The following is a 16,162-nucleotide window of genomic DNA, read 5'->3' as shown; positions in this document are numbered from 1 at the left end:
GATGCTCGCTTGGGTGGAAGATGGACTCATGTCTGCTAACACACACTCTGCCGGAACAGCTGCCCCGGCCGTCACCCTGACCATCGCCGGCTCCGAAGCTACCGGCGGCGCCGGCGCCCAGGCCGACCTGAAAACGTTCCAGGAACTCGGAACCTACGGGATCGCTGCCCTGACCTGCATCGTGTCCTTCGATCCGAAGGACAACTGGAGCCACCGTTTCGTCCCGGTGGATTCCCAGGTCATCAGCGACCAGCTTGAGGCCATCCAGACCGCGTATGACCTGACCACCGTCAAGCTCGGCATGCTGGGAACGCCCGCCACGATCGACGCCGTGGCCAAGGCCCTCCAGAGCCAGGAATGGACCAACATCGTGCTGGATCCGGTGCTGATCTGCAAGGGCCAGGAACCGGGAGCCGCCCTGGACACGGACCGGGCACTCAAGGCGCAGATCCTGCCGCTGGCCACCTTCGTGACACCCAACCACTTTGAATCGATGTCCCTGTCCGGCATGGACTCCATCGACACTGTCGAGGACCTGCAGGACGCCGCCCGGCGCATCCACGAAGCTTCCGGGGCCGTGGTTCTCGCCAAGGGCGGAGTGCGGCTGGCAGGCGACGACGCCGTGGACGTGTTCTATGACGGTGAGACCATGGAGGTGCTGCGGGCACCCAAGGTCGGCGACGTTGCGGTGAGCGGCGCCGGCTGCACGCTTGCGGCAGCCATCACGGCCGAACTGGCCAAGGGCGCCACGCCGCTCGAAGCCGCGAAGACCGCAAAGGCTTTCGTCACCGAGGGCATCCGCAACCGGGTTTCCTCCAACGCCCCGTTCGACGCCCTGTGGCAGGGCAATGCCGGCAACGGCCCCGCCCTGTAGGGCTCGAAAAGCCGAAGCAGGAGCCTCCGTCTTGAACTGGTCCCTGAAATTTGGACTGGCCAAATAAAAGGCTAGGCCGCGAGGGCCTGAGCACGGTATTGCACCGGGCTCAGGCCCTCGAGCTTTGTCGAGATGCGTTCGGTGTTGTACCGGCGGATGTATTCACTGAGCTGTGCTGTCAGGGCGTCGGTGTTCAGGAACCGAACCCGGTGGAGGAGTCGGGGAAGCCGAGGGAGGAGTCGGGCTCGGGCTGGGTGACTGATCATCATCAGCTGTCCGCTGTACCTGATCCCGGAGGAGCAGCCATAGCGGCAAGTACAGACCCCACGACGAGAAGTCCTCCCCCAACGGCGAGCAACTGGCGCTTCCCGCCATCTGCAACACGAGCCCACGTCTGCCGTCGAAGGAGCAACGCGTAGGCAACCGTTAGACATACACCGACCCCCATGAGTACGAGCCAGACGGCCAGCCCCATGAGGCCGGTATCTGCGAAGACCGCCAAGAGAACTACAGCAATGGCGAGGACGATCCAAGTCGAAAACGGTCGTTTGGGAGTGTCAGGGAGAGGAAGGCTTAGGAAGCGAAGATTCTGGTTCGTGCGCCATGGTTTCACCTCATCGGGAACTGGCCCGGCGGCCTACCTCTTAGCAGACGGCCATACAACTGTTATGCAGCGTTCGATTTCCCAGGGGTGTCACCTTGTCACCCTTGCATTCCTTAGATGAGGCTTGTTTATGACTCGCATGGAAGCAAGGCGACATCCTCTGCAAAACGATGCCCTGCCCCAACAAGCTAGGCCGACCCAGACCGTGAGCGGAAGGCTCTGAAGCAATTCACTCCGGTGGAAGCCGGTGGAACTGTTTGGATGCGTCATAAATAAAAGGGCGGGGACCGGTTCCAAAGAACCGGTCCCCGCCCCGGCAGAGTTGATGCCGGACAGGCGTCGACTGACCGAGAAGGAAGCGCCGCCTAGACGCTGCGAGTATTGGCGCTGTGGTAGTCGGTGTACATGTAGGGGTTGTCCAGGATCCGCGCTTCCGGGATGTCCGGGTTCATGCCCTTGGCCCACGCGTCGGCACCAAGCGCGGACTGAAGGTATTCCACCGTTTCCGCAACCCTGCCCTGGACGGCCTTCATATCCACGCCGACCAGCCGGTGGTCATGCTTCACCACGCGGCCGTTGACCAGGACGGTCTGAACATCGCCCCGGCCGGCTTGAAGTGCCACGTGGCCGTATGGATGGAGGACAGGGAAGGTTCCGGGTGAGTTTTCGTTTTTCAACAGGACAATGTCGGCCTTTTTCCCAACTTCCAGGCGGCCGACGGCGTGATCCAGTCCCAGCGCGTGGGCACCGCCGTGGGTGGACCACCCAACAACCTGCTCTGCACGCAGGGCCGAATGGGTGACTGTCTCGCCCTTCTCATGGGCCGCCATGTGCTCGTAGGAACGGTCCGCGCCGAGCGTAGTGCGCATGGCGGTAAAGAGATCGCTGCTGAACCACACGCTCGTGTCGATTGACAGGGACATGGGCACGTTGTGCTGCCGAAGGATCCACGACGGCGGGTAGCCCTGGCCGCAGCTCTGCTCGCTTTCCGTGGACAGCGACACCGTCCCTCCGGTGGCCGCGATGCGCTGGTAGGAATCGTTGCTCAGAGTCGCGGCATGAACGTAGACAGTGCCTGGGGTCATGAACCCGTGCTCGTGCATCAGGCGGACGCCGTCGTCGTTGGTGGCGCCCCAAACACCGGCGTGGGTGGTCACGGAGAGGTCGAGTTCCCGCGCGGCTTCGAAGGCGGCCTTCTCCGGGAAGGACGGGTCACCCGTGACGTCGAAGGCGAGCTGGAACTTGAACATGTCCGACCGCGGATTCCGCCGGGCGACGAAGTCCTTGAACTCCGGGGTGGTGGACCATTCATTTGGTCCGGCGAAGATGTTCCCGGGCGCGAAGACGAAACGTCCGCCGGTTCCTTCGAGCGCGTCAACGGCGGCTTCGGCGTGGTCCAAGGTGCTCAAACCGTGTGACCAGTCGACGCTGGTAGTCACGCCGGCGTCGAGGGCGTCGTACGCGGAAAGGAGGTTTCCGGTGGCAATATCTTCGGGACGGAATTTCATTCCATGTTCGAGGTAATACCAGACAAAGTATTGGCTCAGCGTCCAGTCGGCGCCGTAGCCGCGCATGGTGGTCTGCCACATGTGCCGGTGGGTGTCGATCATCCCCGGCATGACGATGCCGCCGGAGGCATCAATTTCAAAGGTGCCTTCGGGCACCTCGAGGCGGGGGCCGATTTCCTTGATGGTGTCGCCGATGACCAAGACGTCGCAGTCGGACAGCACTCGATGGCTCGGGTCCATCGACAGAACTGTGCCATTGCGGAAAACGATTGGCTGGTTGTCTGCAGGCAACTGAAGATGGACCATTTTTCTCCTTGAATCTTTACCGGGCGTGCCGCACGGCGGGGCTGGTGTGGGGGTGGAGCGTTCGGAGCGATCCGGACGGTGGAACAACAGGTCAGAGTGCCACCGTCGGGTAGGTCTTGCCGGTCCAGTGAGAGAGGTTCCTTGCCCATTCGCGCTGATAGGACAAGGGTCCGTTCGTCTGGGTGTAGTCGTCCTCGAAAATGCCGATAAAGAGGGTCAGGTAGAGGAAAAAATGTGCACCGGCTTCGAACAGCCAGACATAGTCGTAGGTCTCCAGGGCCCGGCGCTCTTCGTCCGTGAAGGAAAGCCAGGATGTCTTCTCCGAGCTGTTCAGCCAGGATCCGACCTCCGTTTCCCATCGCTTGATGGTTCCTGCCGGGTCCTCCTTGTACCGGGCCACCCATTCCGGGTCACGGTCAACGGTGTAGAGGAACTTGTTGACGTAGTAAGTGCTCATGCCGGTGCTCCTTCCGGTGCGGCCAGCAAAGGTCCAAGTGTTGCTCCCGAGCGACGGGCGGACTGCTGGGCAGCTTCCAACTGGGACTGGGTCCTGTTCGGGTACCAAGTCATGAACATTTCGCGGGTGTGGTAAAGGTCAAGCTGGTCAACGTAGTCAGCGTTTTCGCCTCCGGCGATGCCCATCATGAGAATAAGGTCCATGAATCCGTGGGTCGCGTTACCTGCCGTGGACATGGATTCATGGGTGACGTTTTCCAGAATCGCGTCGATATTTCCGGAGGAAAGCCATTCGATCGCCTGCGCGTCGAACTCCGGGTCCGGACCGTGCTCGCCGAACATGCGGGGCCCTCCCAGCTCGAGGGACAAATGGCCGGTGCCGATGGCTGCGATCTTCTTATCCGTTGGGTAGGCATCGATGACTTTCCGGATTGCCCTCCCCAGGTCCCAGAAGCGCTTCGGGGACGGCAGCGGCGGGGCAAAGATATTGGTGTAGATCGGAACTATGGGAAGGTCCGCGTCCGGCCTGACCGTGATGATCGGGCAGATGATGGAGTGGTCAATCTTCAATTCGTGGCTGAAGGAGAAATCAAAACCCTCATCCATCAGCCCCTGGTGCATAAAGTTGGACAGCGCCACATCGCCGTCCAGGACGTATTTGGGCAGGCCGAATTCGCGTTCCTCGTTGTAGTACGTGGCGTCATACTTTTCCTGCTTGCCGATGAGGAACGTGGGGTAGTTGTCCAGGAAAAACTGGTGGAAATGGTCCGCGCCAACCATTATCAGGATGTCCGGCTCCGCTGCAGTCAAGGTTTCACGGTAGGCCTCCACCTTGTTTTTCCACTCATCCGCCTGCGGCATCCGCTGGTCAGACTCGTCGGTGGTCGCCTTGAGATAAAAGGGGTGGTGCGTGCTGGCCAGCACGGCCGTCAATTCCGCCACGGTGTTCTCCTTAGCTGTCCAGGTTGGGGGCAACGTAGCCCGCGTTGCGGTCCACGGCCATGTAGATGTCATTGGCAATCGGGTTGCGCCGCTCTTCAGCGATCTGGCCGAGCAGCCCAGCTGCACGGGCCAGCAGGGCAAAGCCGCGCAGCAGATCCGGCGGGAGACCCAAGTCAGCGAGGGCCGCTCCGCAGACGCCGGCACCGTTGAGGGGCAGCTTTCGTCCCAGGACTTTCCCGCTCATGCGCCCGACGGCTTCAAACAGTTTGATGTGGGGGCCCCGGAGGCCTTCTTCCGTGGCGATGCCAATCAGCACGGGCGTGCGGGGATCGCCGTCCTTATGATTCGGGTGGCCGAGCCCGGGAACGAACTTTCCCTTAGCCCGCTGCGACTCGATGGCTGCCGCTGCCATCTCATCCCATTCCGCATCCGTCTCGGGCAGGGGACTTTCATGCTCGGCAAGCTTCTCGGCGAGGAATTGGGCGCAGTCCTCGGTCACTCCGAGGAAGCGCGAACCGCCGCCGAGCAGGCCCGCGGCCATTGCCCCCTGCATGGAATCAGGAGCGCTGAGGTAGGTGAGGCGGGCGGCTATGGCTGTGGGCGTGAAACCATGGTCGGCCAGGGCCACCAGCACCGATTCAAAGACCCTGAGCTCTCCGGAGCTTGGTCGCCGCATCGCCACCAGCCAAAAGGCCAGCTCGCCAAAACTGACCTTTCCCATCAGGTCCTGGGCCAGATCCTGTCCGAGGAGGCTGATCTTCGTGGAAGTGGATGTGCCCAGCGAGGTGGGAAAACGGGGGGTTTGGTTTTCTGTCGAGGTGCTCACGCCTTGCCCTTCGTGGAGTCGTTTCCGCCGCCGGCAACGCGTGCTGCCAGCCATGCCTTGATCTCTTCCGTATGTTCTCCGAGCCGTGGCGGCGAGAGGACGTAGCGGGCCGGGGTAGCCGAGAACGTGATGGGATTCCTGACCACGGGTACCGCTGAGGTGCCGGTTCCGGCTGTTGTCACGGGGTTCAGGCCCAGCTTTTTCGCGTACTCCACTCCTTGAGCGATGCTGTTGATTGGGCCGTTCGGAACTCCGGCCTCGTTGAGCAGGTCGAACCATTCGCCCGCGCCGCGGGTCTGCAGCCGTTCCACCAGCAACGGACGCAGCTGCTCGCGGTTGGCTGTCCGGTCGCCGTTTTCGGCAAAACGCGGGTCATCGGCCACTGCCGGGATGTCCAGCACGTGGCAAAGCCTCCGGAACTGATTCGTGTTGCCAGCCGCGATGATCAAGTCGTCGTCGGCGGTGGGAAGTGCTTCGTAGGGGAACAGGCTCGGATGCGCATTGCCCATCCGGAACGGGGTGACGCCCCCGGCCACGTAGGCCGTTGTCTGGTTGACCAGACCGCTCATGGCGGAGGCCATCAGGGACGTCTCAATGTTCTGTCCTTCGCCGGTCTGGTCGCGATGGCGCAGGGCGGCCAGGATTCCAATACTCGAATGCAGGCCGGCCATCACGTCGAAAACGCTGATTCCGGCACGGAAGGGTTCCCCCTCGGGATCTCCGGTCAGGCTCATCAGGCCGCTCATGGCCTGGACAATCAGGTCATACCCGGGAAGGGCCGCCCCTTCCGCCGTGCCGAATCCGCTGATCGAGCAGTAGATAACTCCGGGGTTGTGCTCCCGCACGGATCCGTAATCAAGTCCAAAGCGCTTGAGGCCCCCGGGTTTGAAGTTTTCGATGATGACGTCGGCACGCCCGGCCAGTGCCTGTGCTGCTGCCAGGTCATCAGCGTCCTTGAAATCCAGGACCACCGACTTCTTGTTGCGGTTGACCGCCGTGTAGTACGTGGAGACACCGTCGTCGCGGACCGGGGGAACCCATGAACGCGTATCGTCGCCGGCTGGACTTTCGACCTTGATCACTTCGGCGCCCATGTCGGCCAGAAGCATAGTGGCGTACGGGCCCGCCAGGACCCGGGAGAAATCGGCGATGACGATCCCGGAGAGTGGCAGCCTGTCGGGGCTGCCCGGTCCATGCGCTTCGTTTGGAGTTTTCACTCGGTCCTCTCACAGCGACATTGCTTCATTGGTGTGTCCGCTTGCCGGACAAGTGTCCGGATCTCACATAAAGAATGTGGGTAAAGGGAAAATGTGTCAAGGGTCACTGCCGGACAGTTGTCCGACCAGACAGCTGGAGGTCCCTACAATGGTGCCGGGGACGCTTTGACGTTGACCTATCACCCACGAAAGGGAATAACATGGTCCAGCGAGGACAGGGGCCTGACTTCATTGAGGCACTCGCCCGCGGGTTAGACGTGGTCCGTTGTTTTTCGGCGGACCATCCGCGTATGAGCCTGGCTGAGGTATCCCAAGCGACCGGTTTGGCCCGGCCAACCGCCCGCCGGATCCTGCTCACGCTGCAGGAGCTGGGGTATGCACGGGCTGAACAGGGCTTCCACTCGCTGACCCCCAAGGTGCTTGAGCTCGGCATGGCTTATGTGGGCGCCCTCGGGCTGTGGGATATGGCCCGTCCCCATCTGGAGCAACTGGTTGAGCGGACGGGCGAGTCATCGTCCATGGCCCAGCTGGATGGATCCGACATCGTCTACGTGGCACGGGTTGCCGTGCCCAAGCTGATCGCCCTGCGCGTGGACATCGGCACCCGCTTTCCCGCCATGAAAACCTCCCAGGGCAAGGTGCTGCTCGCTGCGCTGCAGCCCGGCGAAGCTCTGCGTGCACTCGCCGAGCCCTCGCGTTCGGGCCTGCCCGAAGAGGAGCCGATGGCCGAGGCCCAGGTGCTGGATATCCTGGCGGAGGTGCGGTCCCAGGGGTGGGCCCTGGCCGACGAGGAGCTGGCGCCCGGGGTGCGCTCCATTTCCGTGGGGGTGCCGGACGGCGCGGGAGTGGTTCGCGCTTCGATGAACGTGACCGTCCACGCGCAGGAGACGAGCATCGACACCCTTACGGGCGAGTACCTGCCGCTCCTACAGGCTGCGGCGGCCGAAACCACCACTGGTTGGGCGCGCTGGCAGTCGCGCCCAACCAAAACGATGCCAACCAAACCGGTGTAGGACCCCGGGTTTACAGCCGGCGAATCATGCGCTTGGGGTCGACGGCCATCAGGACCACCGCGCCGACGAGGGGCAGGATGGACAGCTGCCACATCCCTGCGCCCGACCAGTCGGACAGGGCAACCAAGCGGGCAAAGACCACCCCGGAGAACGCGGCGGCAACATAGTAGGTCAGCATGAACAGTCCCTGGCCCCGGCCCACGTGCTCGGGGCGGACACTGCGCTGCATGGCGGTGGAGCAGTTGGTGAAGAGGAAGCCGCTGGCAAGCGCCCCCATCAGGAAGGACAGGACGTACTGGCCGGTCAGGCTTGAGACGACGGTGTACATCAGGAACGCCACTATCGAGGTTCCAACAAAGGTGCCTGCAAGCAGCCACTTCTGGCTGAACTTGTCCCCGAGCCAGCCGGCCAGGAGCGCAACCATGGCGCCCAGCCCGGACAAGGAGACAGCCACGGCGGCCTGCCCGGCTTCGAAACCGAGCTCTTCGCGAAGGAAGGTGGGGTAGAGCCCGGTGAAGCCATAGAAAACCATGCCACTGATGACGCAGGCAATACCGAAGGCCAGGGTGTTCCGGTTGTAGGCGCTGGCCGGCACATAGCTGTAGTCCGCTTCTGCCGCCGTGCTCCCGGGGCCGCTCTTAGCCTCCGACATCGTCCGGGACACTGTAACCAGGATGAGCAGGGCCATGACGATGCCGAGTCCGCCGAAGAGGTAGAAGGGCGCCCGCCAGGTATCGAACGAGGCAGCGAAAGGGACCCCGATCATGGGTCCGAGGAAAATGCCGCCGCCAAAGGCGACTCCAATGAATCCGGCGGCAAAGGCCCGGCGATGGAAGAAGAAGGAGCCGACGAGAGAGTAAAGCGCGGTGGCCTGTACGCCTTCCCCGATGCCGGAGAAGATGCGGTACGCGGACATGTCCAAAAAGCCTGAAGCCAAGGGGACAGCCAAAGTGCCGAGTGAGTACACCAGGACACTGCCGATAATGACGGTTTTCCGGGAGAACCGGTCTACCACAAACCCGGCAAGGAAGCCCGCAATGGCCAGGCCAAGGGTGAAACCGGTGGCCAACAGGCCGGACTGCTCCAAGGAGAAGCCGAAGTCCTCGCGGATTTCGGGCAGGAGCGGGTAGAACACCTGCCGGTCCATGGCGTTGAGCATCCAAGACAGGCAAAGCACGGCGAAACCTACCGCCACGGCAGCAGGTGCCAGCGAGCCTTGCCTGCCTTCTTTCTCAGGGGTGGGGACTACGTGAGTCGAAGACATTTCTCTCCTTGAAGTATGCGAGTGGTGGGTCCGCGAAAGCCAACGGCGGCTTTACTGCCGGATCGAAGACGAAACCCGTGGGGAAGAAGAATCCTGAGGGTGACTCAGGATGAAACGGTGCGCCCGCGGCGCACCAGCATTGCGAACGGAAGAGCGGACGCCAGCGCCAGCAGGGGTATGGCCAGCGCGTGGATCCAGAAGGGTTCGAGCCAGGTGGCCAGGTTGGGCCAGCGGTCTGTCAGCAGCCGATCGACGGAATACCGCCCTCCACCGAGGATTCCCACAGCTGCAGAAAACGCGAAGAGGACGTAGGGATATTCACCGCCTCCGGCTGCATTCCAGAATTTCCCGGATGCCGTCTGCATGGTCAGGCCGGCAACGAGCATGGTGCCGCTGCCGATCAGGGCACCCAGCGGAGTAGCAAGCCCCAGGACCAGGAGCGAAGCCGCCGCCAGTTCCATGGCCCCCGCCATTGCCACCATCACTTGGCCCGGCTTGAGGCCCAGGGCCTCAAACACGATGGCCTGTCGCTTGAATCCGTTGCCGCCAAACCAGCCAAAGAGTTTCTGGCCCGCATGGGCAAGCAGGATGGCGCCAAGAATGAAGCGGAGAATGATGACCCCGATATCCATCATGTTGTTGCCTTCCTGCTCTTCGGCTCGTTACTCGGCAAGGCGACCTCGATTGATATCTGTCCGCCAAGCGGACAGATGTCCGCAGGTGTTTTGCTGCTCATAGAATGACTCCCCTGCAGAAATGTGTCAAGCGTCACATTGACCTGACCCGCCTATTCGGCCCCGTGCAGCAGAGCACCACCGTTCATTAGGCGCCCCGCCGGAACCGGGAGGAGCAAAAATGGCGGACGGCCCGGTTACGAAGAACCGAGCCCCGCCCGTCACGCTGTTCGGGTCCGCCGTGGCGCGGGGTGATGCTCAGCGTGGATCGTAGTCCCGCGCCCCGGCGATCACGTCGGGTGTAAAGGCACGGACGAGCGGGGTCTCCTGGATGAAAGAAAAGGGAGACCCAGTCCGAATTGAACTGGTCCCCGGAAGTTGGACTGGCCAAATAAAAGGCTAGGCCGCGAGGGCCTGAGCACGGTATTGCACCGGACTCAGGCCCTCGAGCTTTGTCGAGATGCGTTCAGTGTTGTACCAGCGGATGTACTCACAGAGCTGTGCTGTCAGGGCATCGGTGTTCAGGAACCGGACCCGGTGGAAGAGTTCCTCCTTGAGGTGTCCGAAGAAGTCCTCCATCACCGCGTTGTCGTAGCAGTTGCCCTTGCAGGACATTGATTGGACCGCGCCGGCATTCTTCAGCAGCGTCCGCCACAAGACGTGCTGGTATTGGAATCCCTGATCCGAATGCACGAGCGGCTGCGCCCCAGGTTCAAGGACGGCGAGGGCTCTGCGCAGCGAGGAGTTAGTGGCTCCAGATTCGGGGATAACCCGATCGAGTACGAAATGATTTGCCGGTTGAAGAGGTACATCACCGGGGAGAGATAGAGCTTGCGGTCACCGACGCTGAACTCGGTCACGTCGGTAACCCGCTTTTGGTTCGGTGCAGCAGCTTCGAACTGCGGGTTCAGCAGGTTCGGGGCCACCACTCCCTGTTCGCCGCGGTAGAACCCTTCGGCTTCGGTCGCAGTCCGTCTTCACCCGCTGTCCGGTACTGCCGCGTCCACTTATCGATCAGCTGCGGAGAGGAAAGCTGGAGTTCCTTGGGCAGGTCTGCCCTCGTCTGGCCGGAGAGATAACGCTGCACTGCAGCGAGCTTGAACTCAAAGGAGAACACTCTCTTGGTTGGCTTGGCCACCAGCGTCGTACCTCCTCGAACTAACCATCGGTCTCATAACCGGGCTATAGCGGAGCGGCTCACCCCTAGTGTCGTTGACACGGCTCTGGCGCTCCATCCGGCTTCGAACAACGCTACCGCGCTCTGGCGTTGCGCCTCGGACGATGAACTGCCAGCAGACATAAAACTGCTCCCCGAAAGTTAGAACTGATTTCTCAGTCCAACTTTCGGGGAGCCTCCGTTTGGAGGCTCCTGCTTCATTTAAGCGGCCGAAAAATATCAGCACCTCTCCCGCCAGTCAATGGTTGGTCACAAAAATCGCGCCCTGCGACACCAACCTATGCACCTCGGGGTTGCTCCTCTAGGGTGAGCCCAACGGCTGCAACGCAATGGGGGCCGCCAAGTGCATGCTGACGCTCCATACGGGGGTGTGGAGGCACGACGGAAAAGCTGCCGCAGTGTGTCAGCAGCCGGTAGGCATGTCTGTGGGACATGGCCCGGTAGCGCTCGGTGGAATGTTCAAGGAGCGTTATGAAAAGGTCCATTCATCACAGATCCGGCGCGGTCGTCACTGCCGCGCTAGCAGGGCTCGCACTCACGGCGTCCCTGGGCGTACCCGCCCAGGCCACCGAAGGCACCACCGGCGACGGGCTTGCTGCCGGCGTCGCCGTCCAGAAATTCGCCACCCAGAAGGTGTCGTCAAGCCTGCGGGAGGCCTCCGGCCAGGTCTCCGTCTATGTCCAGTTCACCGGCGAGGGCGCCTTTGAACAGACGCAGCCTGAAGCGGTCAAGGAGGGCAAGGCAGACCCGGTCCTCAACCAGCCGCTGGTCGAGGAGATCCGCAGCAACATCTCCTCCCAGGCCGAGTCCGTGGCCGCCGAAGCCGACGCCAGCACGCTCTACACCACCACCAACACCCTTCCCGGCGTGGCCATCGTCGGCGACGCCGAGGCGATCCGCGGTCTCGCTGGACGCGCGGACGTCGCCCGGATCACCAAGATCGTGCCGAAAACCATCGACAACAAGGGCGCCGACATCGACACCCGCGCCCTGAACACCTGGGTGGAGCGGAACCAGACCGGCAAGGGCATCACCATCGCCGTGCTGGATACCGGCATCGACTACACCCACAGCGATTTCGGCGGCCCGGGAACCGCCGAGGCCTACAAGGCAGCCCAGGCATCCCCGGGCATCCCCGCCGCCGACAGCGGCCTCATTGACTCCGCGAAATTCATTGGCGGCTACGACCTGGTCGGCGACGACTACGACGCCGACCCGTCCTCCCCCACGTACCAGCCGGTCCCGAAGCCGGACCTCAATCCGCTGGACTGCGGCGGACACGGCACCCATGTGGCGGGAACCGCAGCCGGTTACGGCACCAACGGCGACGGCTCCACCTTCGGCGGCGACTACTCCACCCTCACGGCTGAGCAGGTCAACACCATGCGGATCGGCCCCGGTTCCGCTCCCGAGGCACAGCTCGTCGGCATCCGCGTCTTCGGTTGCGCCGGCTCCTCGGAAGTTGTCGGACAGGCCCTGGACTACGTGCTGGATCCCAACGGCGACGGCGATTTCTCCGACCGTGCACAGGTAGTGAACATGTCGCTGGGCTCGGACTACGCCCCGGCGGACGACCCCGAGAACGACATCGTCAACAAGCTCACCGAGCAGGGCATCCTCTCGGTAGTGGCCTCGGGCAACGCCGGAGACGTCTACGACATCGGCGGCTCCCCCGGCAACGCCAAGTCCGCATTGACCGTCGCCAGCACCATCGGCTCCCAGGTGACCCTGGACCGCGCCGATGTCCTGGCCCCGGCCGAACTGGCAGGCAGCGTTGCCGGCCAGTACTCCTCCAGCTTCAACTACGCCGACCCGGCACTCACTCCCGAACGGCTCACCGGCAGCGTCGTCATGGCTCCGGCCGACAACGCCTTCGGCTGCAACCCCTTCCCCGCCGGTTCCCTCACCGGCAAGTGGGTCTGGATCCAGTGGGAAGAGAACAACGCCTTCCCCTGCGGCTCCGGCGTGCGCTTCAACAACGCCCAGGCGGCCGGTGCCACCGGCGTCGTGCTGGACTCTCCGCGTTCGGTGTTTGACGCCGGCATCGGCGGCAACGCCACCATCCCGGGCATCCAGCTCAATGCCGCGTCCTCGGACCGGCTCCGGCCGGCCGCCCAGGCCGGAACACTGACGCTGCGCCTGGATCCGTCCTACCGCGCCACGGCTACCGGTCCCTCCGGTGCCGGCGACACCATCAGCTCCTTCTCCTCCCGCGGCCTGCACGGCTCCAACGGTGTGGTGAAGCCCGACGTCGCTGCTCCCGGTTCGTCCATCGGCTCAGCTGCCGTGGGCTCGGGAACCGGAGCATCCGTCAGCAGCGGCACCTCCATGGCCACCCCGCATGTGGCCGGCATTGCCGCCCTGGTCTACGCCGCTACGGATCTCAACCCCTATGAGGTCAAGACCGCCATCATGAACACCGCCACCCACGACCTGCTCACCGCAGAAGGCAACGTGCATGCTCCGAACCGCGTCGGTTCCGGCCGCGTGGACGCCCTCGACGCCCTGAACACCAAGGTCCTGGCCTATGCGGCGGACGACCAGGCCCTGACCAGCGTCAACTTCGGCGTGCTGGAACTGGGCAAGGAAGCACTGCTCCAGACCAAGCAGGTCACGGTCGAGAACAAGTCCGACAAGCCCGTGTCCTATGACGTGAGCTACTTGGAAGCGTCCACCATGCCCGGCGTCGTCGTGAGCACCACCCCCAAGGTAAGTGTTCCCGCCAACGGCAAGGCCACTGTGGACGTCACGCTGAGCATCTCCGATCCGGCCGCATTGGCCAAGACCATGGATCCGGCTGCAGCCGCCTCGCAACTTGGCCTGGCCCGGCAGTTCATCGCTGACGTCTCCGGCCGGGTGCAGTTTGCCGGCGCCGGAACCCCCACCCTGCGCGTTCCCGTCTACTCGGCCCCGAAGCCGACCTCGGAGATGACCGCAGGCACGGAGATCGCCTTCGCTGATTCCGAAGCACTGAAGAGCACCGTTACGCTTCAGGGCCGCGGCCTGGACCAGGGCACCGGGGCATCCCGCTACCTGTCCCTGGTGGCTCCGCTGGTGCTCGGTGCACAGAGTCCGCGTCTGGACTCCGTGAAGATGGATTCCATGTACGCCATGGACCTGCAGTCCGTCGGTGCCTCCTCCACCGTTCCCACCATCAAGGCAGCCGGCGGCGACGTCCAGGGAGCCGTGGTGAACTTCGGCGTCAGCACCTGGGCCAACTGGCCCATCCTGGGCGGTGCGACGGAAATCGATGTGGAGATCGACACCAACGGAGACTCCGTGCCGGACTTCGTCACCTTCACCACGCGTGCCGATGACCTGGACCTGGTCCTGGCCTCGACCTACCAGCTGAACGCTGATGGAACCGCCAGCATGGTGGACCAGACGGGCGCCAACGGGCTGCTCGGCGACACGGATTCCAACCCGTTCGACACCAACGCCGTCACGCTGCCAGTTTCGGCCGCGGCCTTGGGCCTGGACCTCAACGCCGCGAGCGCTCCGCTGCAGTACCGGGTCACCACCTGGAGCCCGTACAACGTGGACGATTCCGGTAACAGCGTTCCGGTGGACACCACGGAGTACATCCCGTTCGACGCCGCCAACCCGGCGCTGAGCTTCTCCGGAGCCACTCCGGACGCCCTCTTTGCCGACGTCGACGGCGGCAAGCTGGACGTTACCCGCACCGCGGGCAACACCGACGCCAAGGCACTCTTCCTGCACCTGCACAACGCCACCGGCGACCTGAGCGGTGCAAACGGTGACGGCGGCCGGGCGGAAGTACTGCCCATCAAGGTACCCGCCAAGGTGGTTCCGCCGGTGACCCCGGTCAGCCCCGTCAGTGCGGTCAGCAAGTGCACTGCCAACAAGGCCGAGATCACAGTGACCGTCAAGAACCCCGGCACCCGCCAGGCGGATGTCGAGGTGACGTCCAAGTACGGTTCGGCGAAGGTCAACAAGCTGAACCCGGGCCAGTCCAAGACCGTGGTCATCAAGACCAAGGAGTCCTCGATCAAGGCCGGCGAAGTCACCGTGAACCTCACCTACACCGGCAAGGGCAAGCCCGAGAAGGCCAGCTACAAGGCGGCCTTCGACGCGCAGGACTGCGCCAAGCCGGGCAAGGGTGATGACAAGCCCGGCAAAGGTGACGACAAGCCCGACAAGCCCGGCAAAGGTGACGACAAGCCCGACAAGCCCGGCAAGGGCGACGACAAGCCCGGCAAGCCCGGCAACGGCAACGACGGCCGCGGCTGATTCCGGAACGTGAACCGGGCACCTTGAGCAGTACCTGCCTGACCTATAGCTGAATGTAAGTAACCGGCTGAGCCGGCTCCCGATCTCCGGGGGCCGGTTCAGTCTTTTTCCGGATGTTCCACCCCCGGCCTACTTCAGCAGCTTCGACAGCCTCCGGTCAGCCAGCAGCTTGCCGCTGGTCTGGCAGGTGGGGCAGTACTGGAGCGAGGAGTCCGCGAAGGAGACCTCCCGCACGGTGTCACCGCAGACGGGGCACGGCTCCCCCGTGCGGGCATGAACGCGCAGAGCCCGGCGCTTGGAATCCTTGAGCTCAGCCGCCGGACGCCCGGCGGCATTCTCGATGGCGGACTCCAGCACCACACGCATAGCCTGGAACAGCCGTTCCACCTCCGCCGGGTTCAGCTTTGAGGCGTTGGCGAAGGGTGAGAGATGCGCAGCGTGCAGGATTTCGTCGCTGTACGCGTTGCCGATTCCGGCGATCACCGACTGGTCCCGCAGCAGGCCCTTAATCTGGCCCCGGTGCCCGGCCACCAGCGCCGCAAACGTCTCAGAGTCGACGTCGAATGCCTCCGGACCCAGCCGGGCCACACCCGGCACCTCCGCCGGGTCCCGCACCAGATACACGGCCAGGGACTTCTTGGTTCCTGCTTCGGTGAGATCGAAACCCGGTTCATCACCGTCCGCCTCCCGGGCGGCAAACCGCACCCGCAGCGCCATCCGTCCCTTGCCGGGCCGCAGCTTTCCGGGTTTGAGGGCATCGGACCAGCGCAGCCAGCCTGCCTTAGCCAGATGCATCACCAGGTGCACTCCTCCGGCCGTGATGATGAGGTACTTGCCACGGCGTTCAACGGCAGTCACGGGACCGGCCTGCAGCGCGTCCAGCGGGACGCCGGCAGTTTTCAGCGCCGCAAATGAAAGCACTTCAAAATCGGCCACCCGGGCCGGCGGTGCGTCCTCGGGCAGCAGCTTGGTGCGCAAAAAATCGGCCAGTCCCTGCACTTCCGGCATCTCAGGCATGCCTACACCCTAGACGGTCTGCCAGACTGCAGA

Annotated in this window: 15 protein-coding genes; 3 read left to right on the top strand and 12 right to left on the bottom strand. The window is 63.5% G+C overall.

Translation table 11 applies throughout. The features are described 5' to 3' along the window. The first annotated feature begins 28 nt into the window (after positions 1-28). Positions 29-874, top strand: a complete 846-nt coding sequence (locus MUG94_RS01495) for a hydroxymethylpyrimidine/phosphomethylpyrimidine kinase (protein ID WP_227909102.1) — start codon at positions 29-31, stop codon at positions 872-874. A gap of 71 nt (positions 875-945) precedes the next feature. Here MUG94_RS01495 and MUG94_RS01490 read toward each other — a convergent pair whose 3' ends face one another. From MUG94_RS01490 to MUG94_RS01465, 6 genes are all read right to left on the bottom strand, one after another. Beyond that, the gene (locus tag MUG94_RS01490; RefSeq protein ID WP_432418091.1) at positions 946-1,140 is read right to left on the bottom strand and encodes an IS3 family transposase; all 195 of its coding nucleotides are present in this window, start codon (positions 1,138-1,140) and stop codon (positions 946-948) included. 703 nt (positions 1,141-1,843) lie between these two features. Continuing rightward, complete coding sequence (locus MUG94_RS01485; RefSeq protein WP_227909103.1) at positions 1,844-3,226, bottom strand: amidohydrolase family protein; 1,383 nt, start codon at positions 3,224-3,226, stop codon at positions 1,844-1,846. 157 nt (positions 3,227-3,383) lie between these two features. Beyond that, positions 3,384-3,749: a hypothetical protein gene (locus MUG94_RS01480; RefSeq protein ID WP_227909104.1), complete on the bottom strand. Its 366-nt coding sequence runs from the start codon at positions 3,747-3,749 to the stop codon at positions 3,384-3,386. Continuing rightward, complete coding sequence (locus tag MUG94_RS01475) at positions 3,746-4,690, bottom strand: DODA-type extradiol aromatic ring-opening family dioxygenase (RefSeq protein ID WP_227909105.1); 945 nt, start codon at positions 4,688-4,690, stop codon at positions 3,746-3,748. Before MUG94_RS01475 ends, MUG94_RS01480 begins: the two co-directional genes overlap by 4 nt. 10 nt (positions 4,691-4,700) lie before the next feature. Further along, positions 4,701-5,516, bottom strand: a complete 816-nt coding sequence (locus MUG94_RS01470; RefSeq protein ID WP_227909106.1) for a citryl-CoA lyase — start codon at positions 5,514-5,516, stop codon at positions 4,701-4,703. Then, complete coding sequence (locus tag MUG94_RS01465; RefSeq protein WP_227909107.1) at positions 5,513-6,733, bottom strand: CaiB/BaiF CoA transferase family protein; 1,221 nt, start codon at positions 6,731-6,733, stop codon at positions 5,513-5,515. The genes MUG94_RS01470 and MUG94_RS01465 overlap by 4 nt, the downstream gene beginning before the upstream one ends. Positions 6,734-6,807: 74 nt before the next feature. Between MUG94_RS01465 and MUG94_RS01460 the strand changes: the two genes are divergently transcribed. Next, positions 6,808-7,746, top strand: a complete 939-nt coding sequence (locus MUG94_RS01460; protein ID WP_349292299.1) for an IclR family transcriptional regulator domain-containing protein — start codon at positions 6,808-6,810, stop codon at positions 7,744-7,746. A gap of 10 nt (positions 7,747-7,756) precedes the next feature. Here the strand turns inward: MUG94_RS01460 and MUG94_RS01455 are convergent, their stop codons facing one another. The 5 genes from MUG94_RS01455 to MUG94_RS17300 all read right to left on the bottom strand — a co-directional run bounded on the left by MUG94_RS01455 (position 7,757) and on the right by MUG94_RS17300 (position 10,984). Then, on the bottom strand, positions 7,757-9,010 hold the full coding sequence (locus tag MUG94_RS01455; protein ID WP_227909109.1) for an MFS transporter: 1,254 nt from the start codon (positions 9,008-9,010) through the stop codon (positions 7,757-7,759). A 104-nt stretch (positions 9,011-9,114) separates the two neighbouring features. After that, positions 9,115-9,645 (bottom strand): DoxX family protein, encoded by a 531-nt coding sequence (locus MUG94_RS01450; protein WP_227909110.1) that lies wholly within the window; start codon positions 9,643-9,645, stop codon positions 9,115-9,117. Between the two features lie 438 nt (positions 9,646-10,083). Beyond that, a complete protein-coding gene (locus tag MUG94_RS01445; protein ID WP_227909111.1) occupies positions 10,084-10,377 on the bottom strand; it encodes an IS3 family transposase in 294 nt (97 codons plus the stop codon). A 214-nt stretch (positions 10,378-10,591) separates the two neighbouring features. Continuing rightward, entirely contained in the window at positions 10,592-10,801 is a 210-nt protein-coding gene (locus MUG94_RS17305) for a helix-turn-helix domain-containing protein (protein WP_227909180.1), read from the bottom strand. 54 nt (positions 10,802-10,855) lie between these two features. Beyond that, positions 10,856-10,984, bottom strand: coding sequence for a helix-turn-helix domain-containing protein (locus MUG94_RS17300; RefSeq protein WP_227909112.1), 129 nt, complete (start codon positions 10,982-10,984; stop codon positions 10,856-10,858). Positions 10,985-11,332: 348 nt separating this feature from the next. On the opposite strand from MUG94_RS17300, the gene MUG94_RS01440 reads away from it, so the two are divergent. Continuing rightward, positions 11,333-15,112 (top strand): S8 family peptidase, encoded by a 3,780-nt coding sequence (locus MUG94_RS01440; protein WP_227909113.1) that lies wholly within the window; start codon positions 11,333-11,335, stop codon positions 15,110-15,112. Between the two features lie 129 nt (positions 15,113-15,241). Here the strand turns inward: MUG94_RS01440 and MUG94_RS01435 are convergent, their stop codons facing one another. Then, a complete protein-coding gene (locus MUG94_RS01435; RefSeq protein ID WP_227909114.1) occupies positions 15,242-16,129 on the bottom strand; it encodes an Fpg/Nei family DNA glycosylase in 888 nt (295 codons plus the stop codon). Positions 16,130-16,162 lie beyond the last annotated feature (33 nt).

Origin of the sequence: Arthrobacter gengyunqii (assembly GCF_023022985.1) — a bacterium.
In the GTDB taxonomy this organism is placed as follows: Bacteria; Actinomycetota; Actinomycetes; order Actinomycetales; family Micrococcaceae; genus Arthrobacter_B; species Arthrobacter_B gengyunqii.
This window is presented reverse-complemented; position numbering and strand designations above follow the sequence as displayed.

Coding starts and splice junctions, on each gene's coding strand:
- MUG94_RS01495 (WP_227909102.1), top strand. CDS start 29: ATGTCTGCTAACACACACTCTGCCGGAACAGCTGCCCCGGCCGTCACC.
- MUG94_RS01490 (WP_432418091.1), bottom strand. CDS start 1,140: ATGATCAGTCACCCAGCCCGAGCCCGACTCCTCCCTCGGCTTCCCCGA.
- MUG94_RS01485 (WP_227909103.1), bottom strand. CDS start 3,226: ATGGACCCGAGCCATCGAGTGCTGTCCGACTGCGACGTCTTGGTCATC.
- MUG94_RS01480 (WP_227909104.1), bottom strand. CDS start 3,749: ATGAGCACTTACTACGTCAACAAGTTCCTCTACACCGTTGACCGTGAC.
- MUG94_RS01460 (WP_349292299.1), top strand. CDS start 6,808: ATGTGGGTAAAGGGAAAATGTGTCAAGGGTCACTGCCGGACAGTTGTC.
- MUG94_RS01455 (WP_227909109.1), bottom strand. CDS start 9,010: ATGTCTTCGACTCACGTAGTCCCCACCCCTGAGAAAGAAGGCAGGCAA.
- MUG94_RS01450 (WP_227909110.1), bottom strand. CDS start 9,645: ATGATGGATATCGGGGTCATCATTCTCCGCTTCATTCTTGGCGCCATC.
- MUG94_RS17300 (WP_227909112.1), bottom strand. CDS start 10,984: ATGTCTGCTGGCAGTTCATCGTCCGAGGCGCAACGCCAGAGCGCGGTA.
- MUG94_RS01440 (WP_227909113.1), top strand. CDS start 11,333: ATGAAAAGGTCCATTCATCACAGATCCGGCGCGGTCGTCACTGCCGCG.
- MUG94_RS01435 (WP_227909114.1), bottom strand. CDS start 16,129: ATGCCTGAGATGCCGGAAGTGCAGGGACTGGCCGATTTTTTGCGCACC.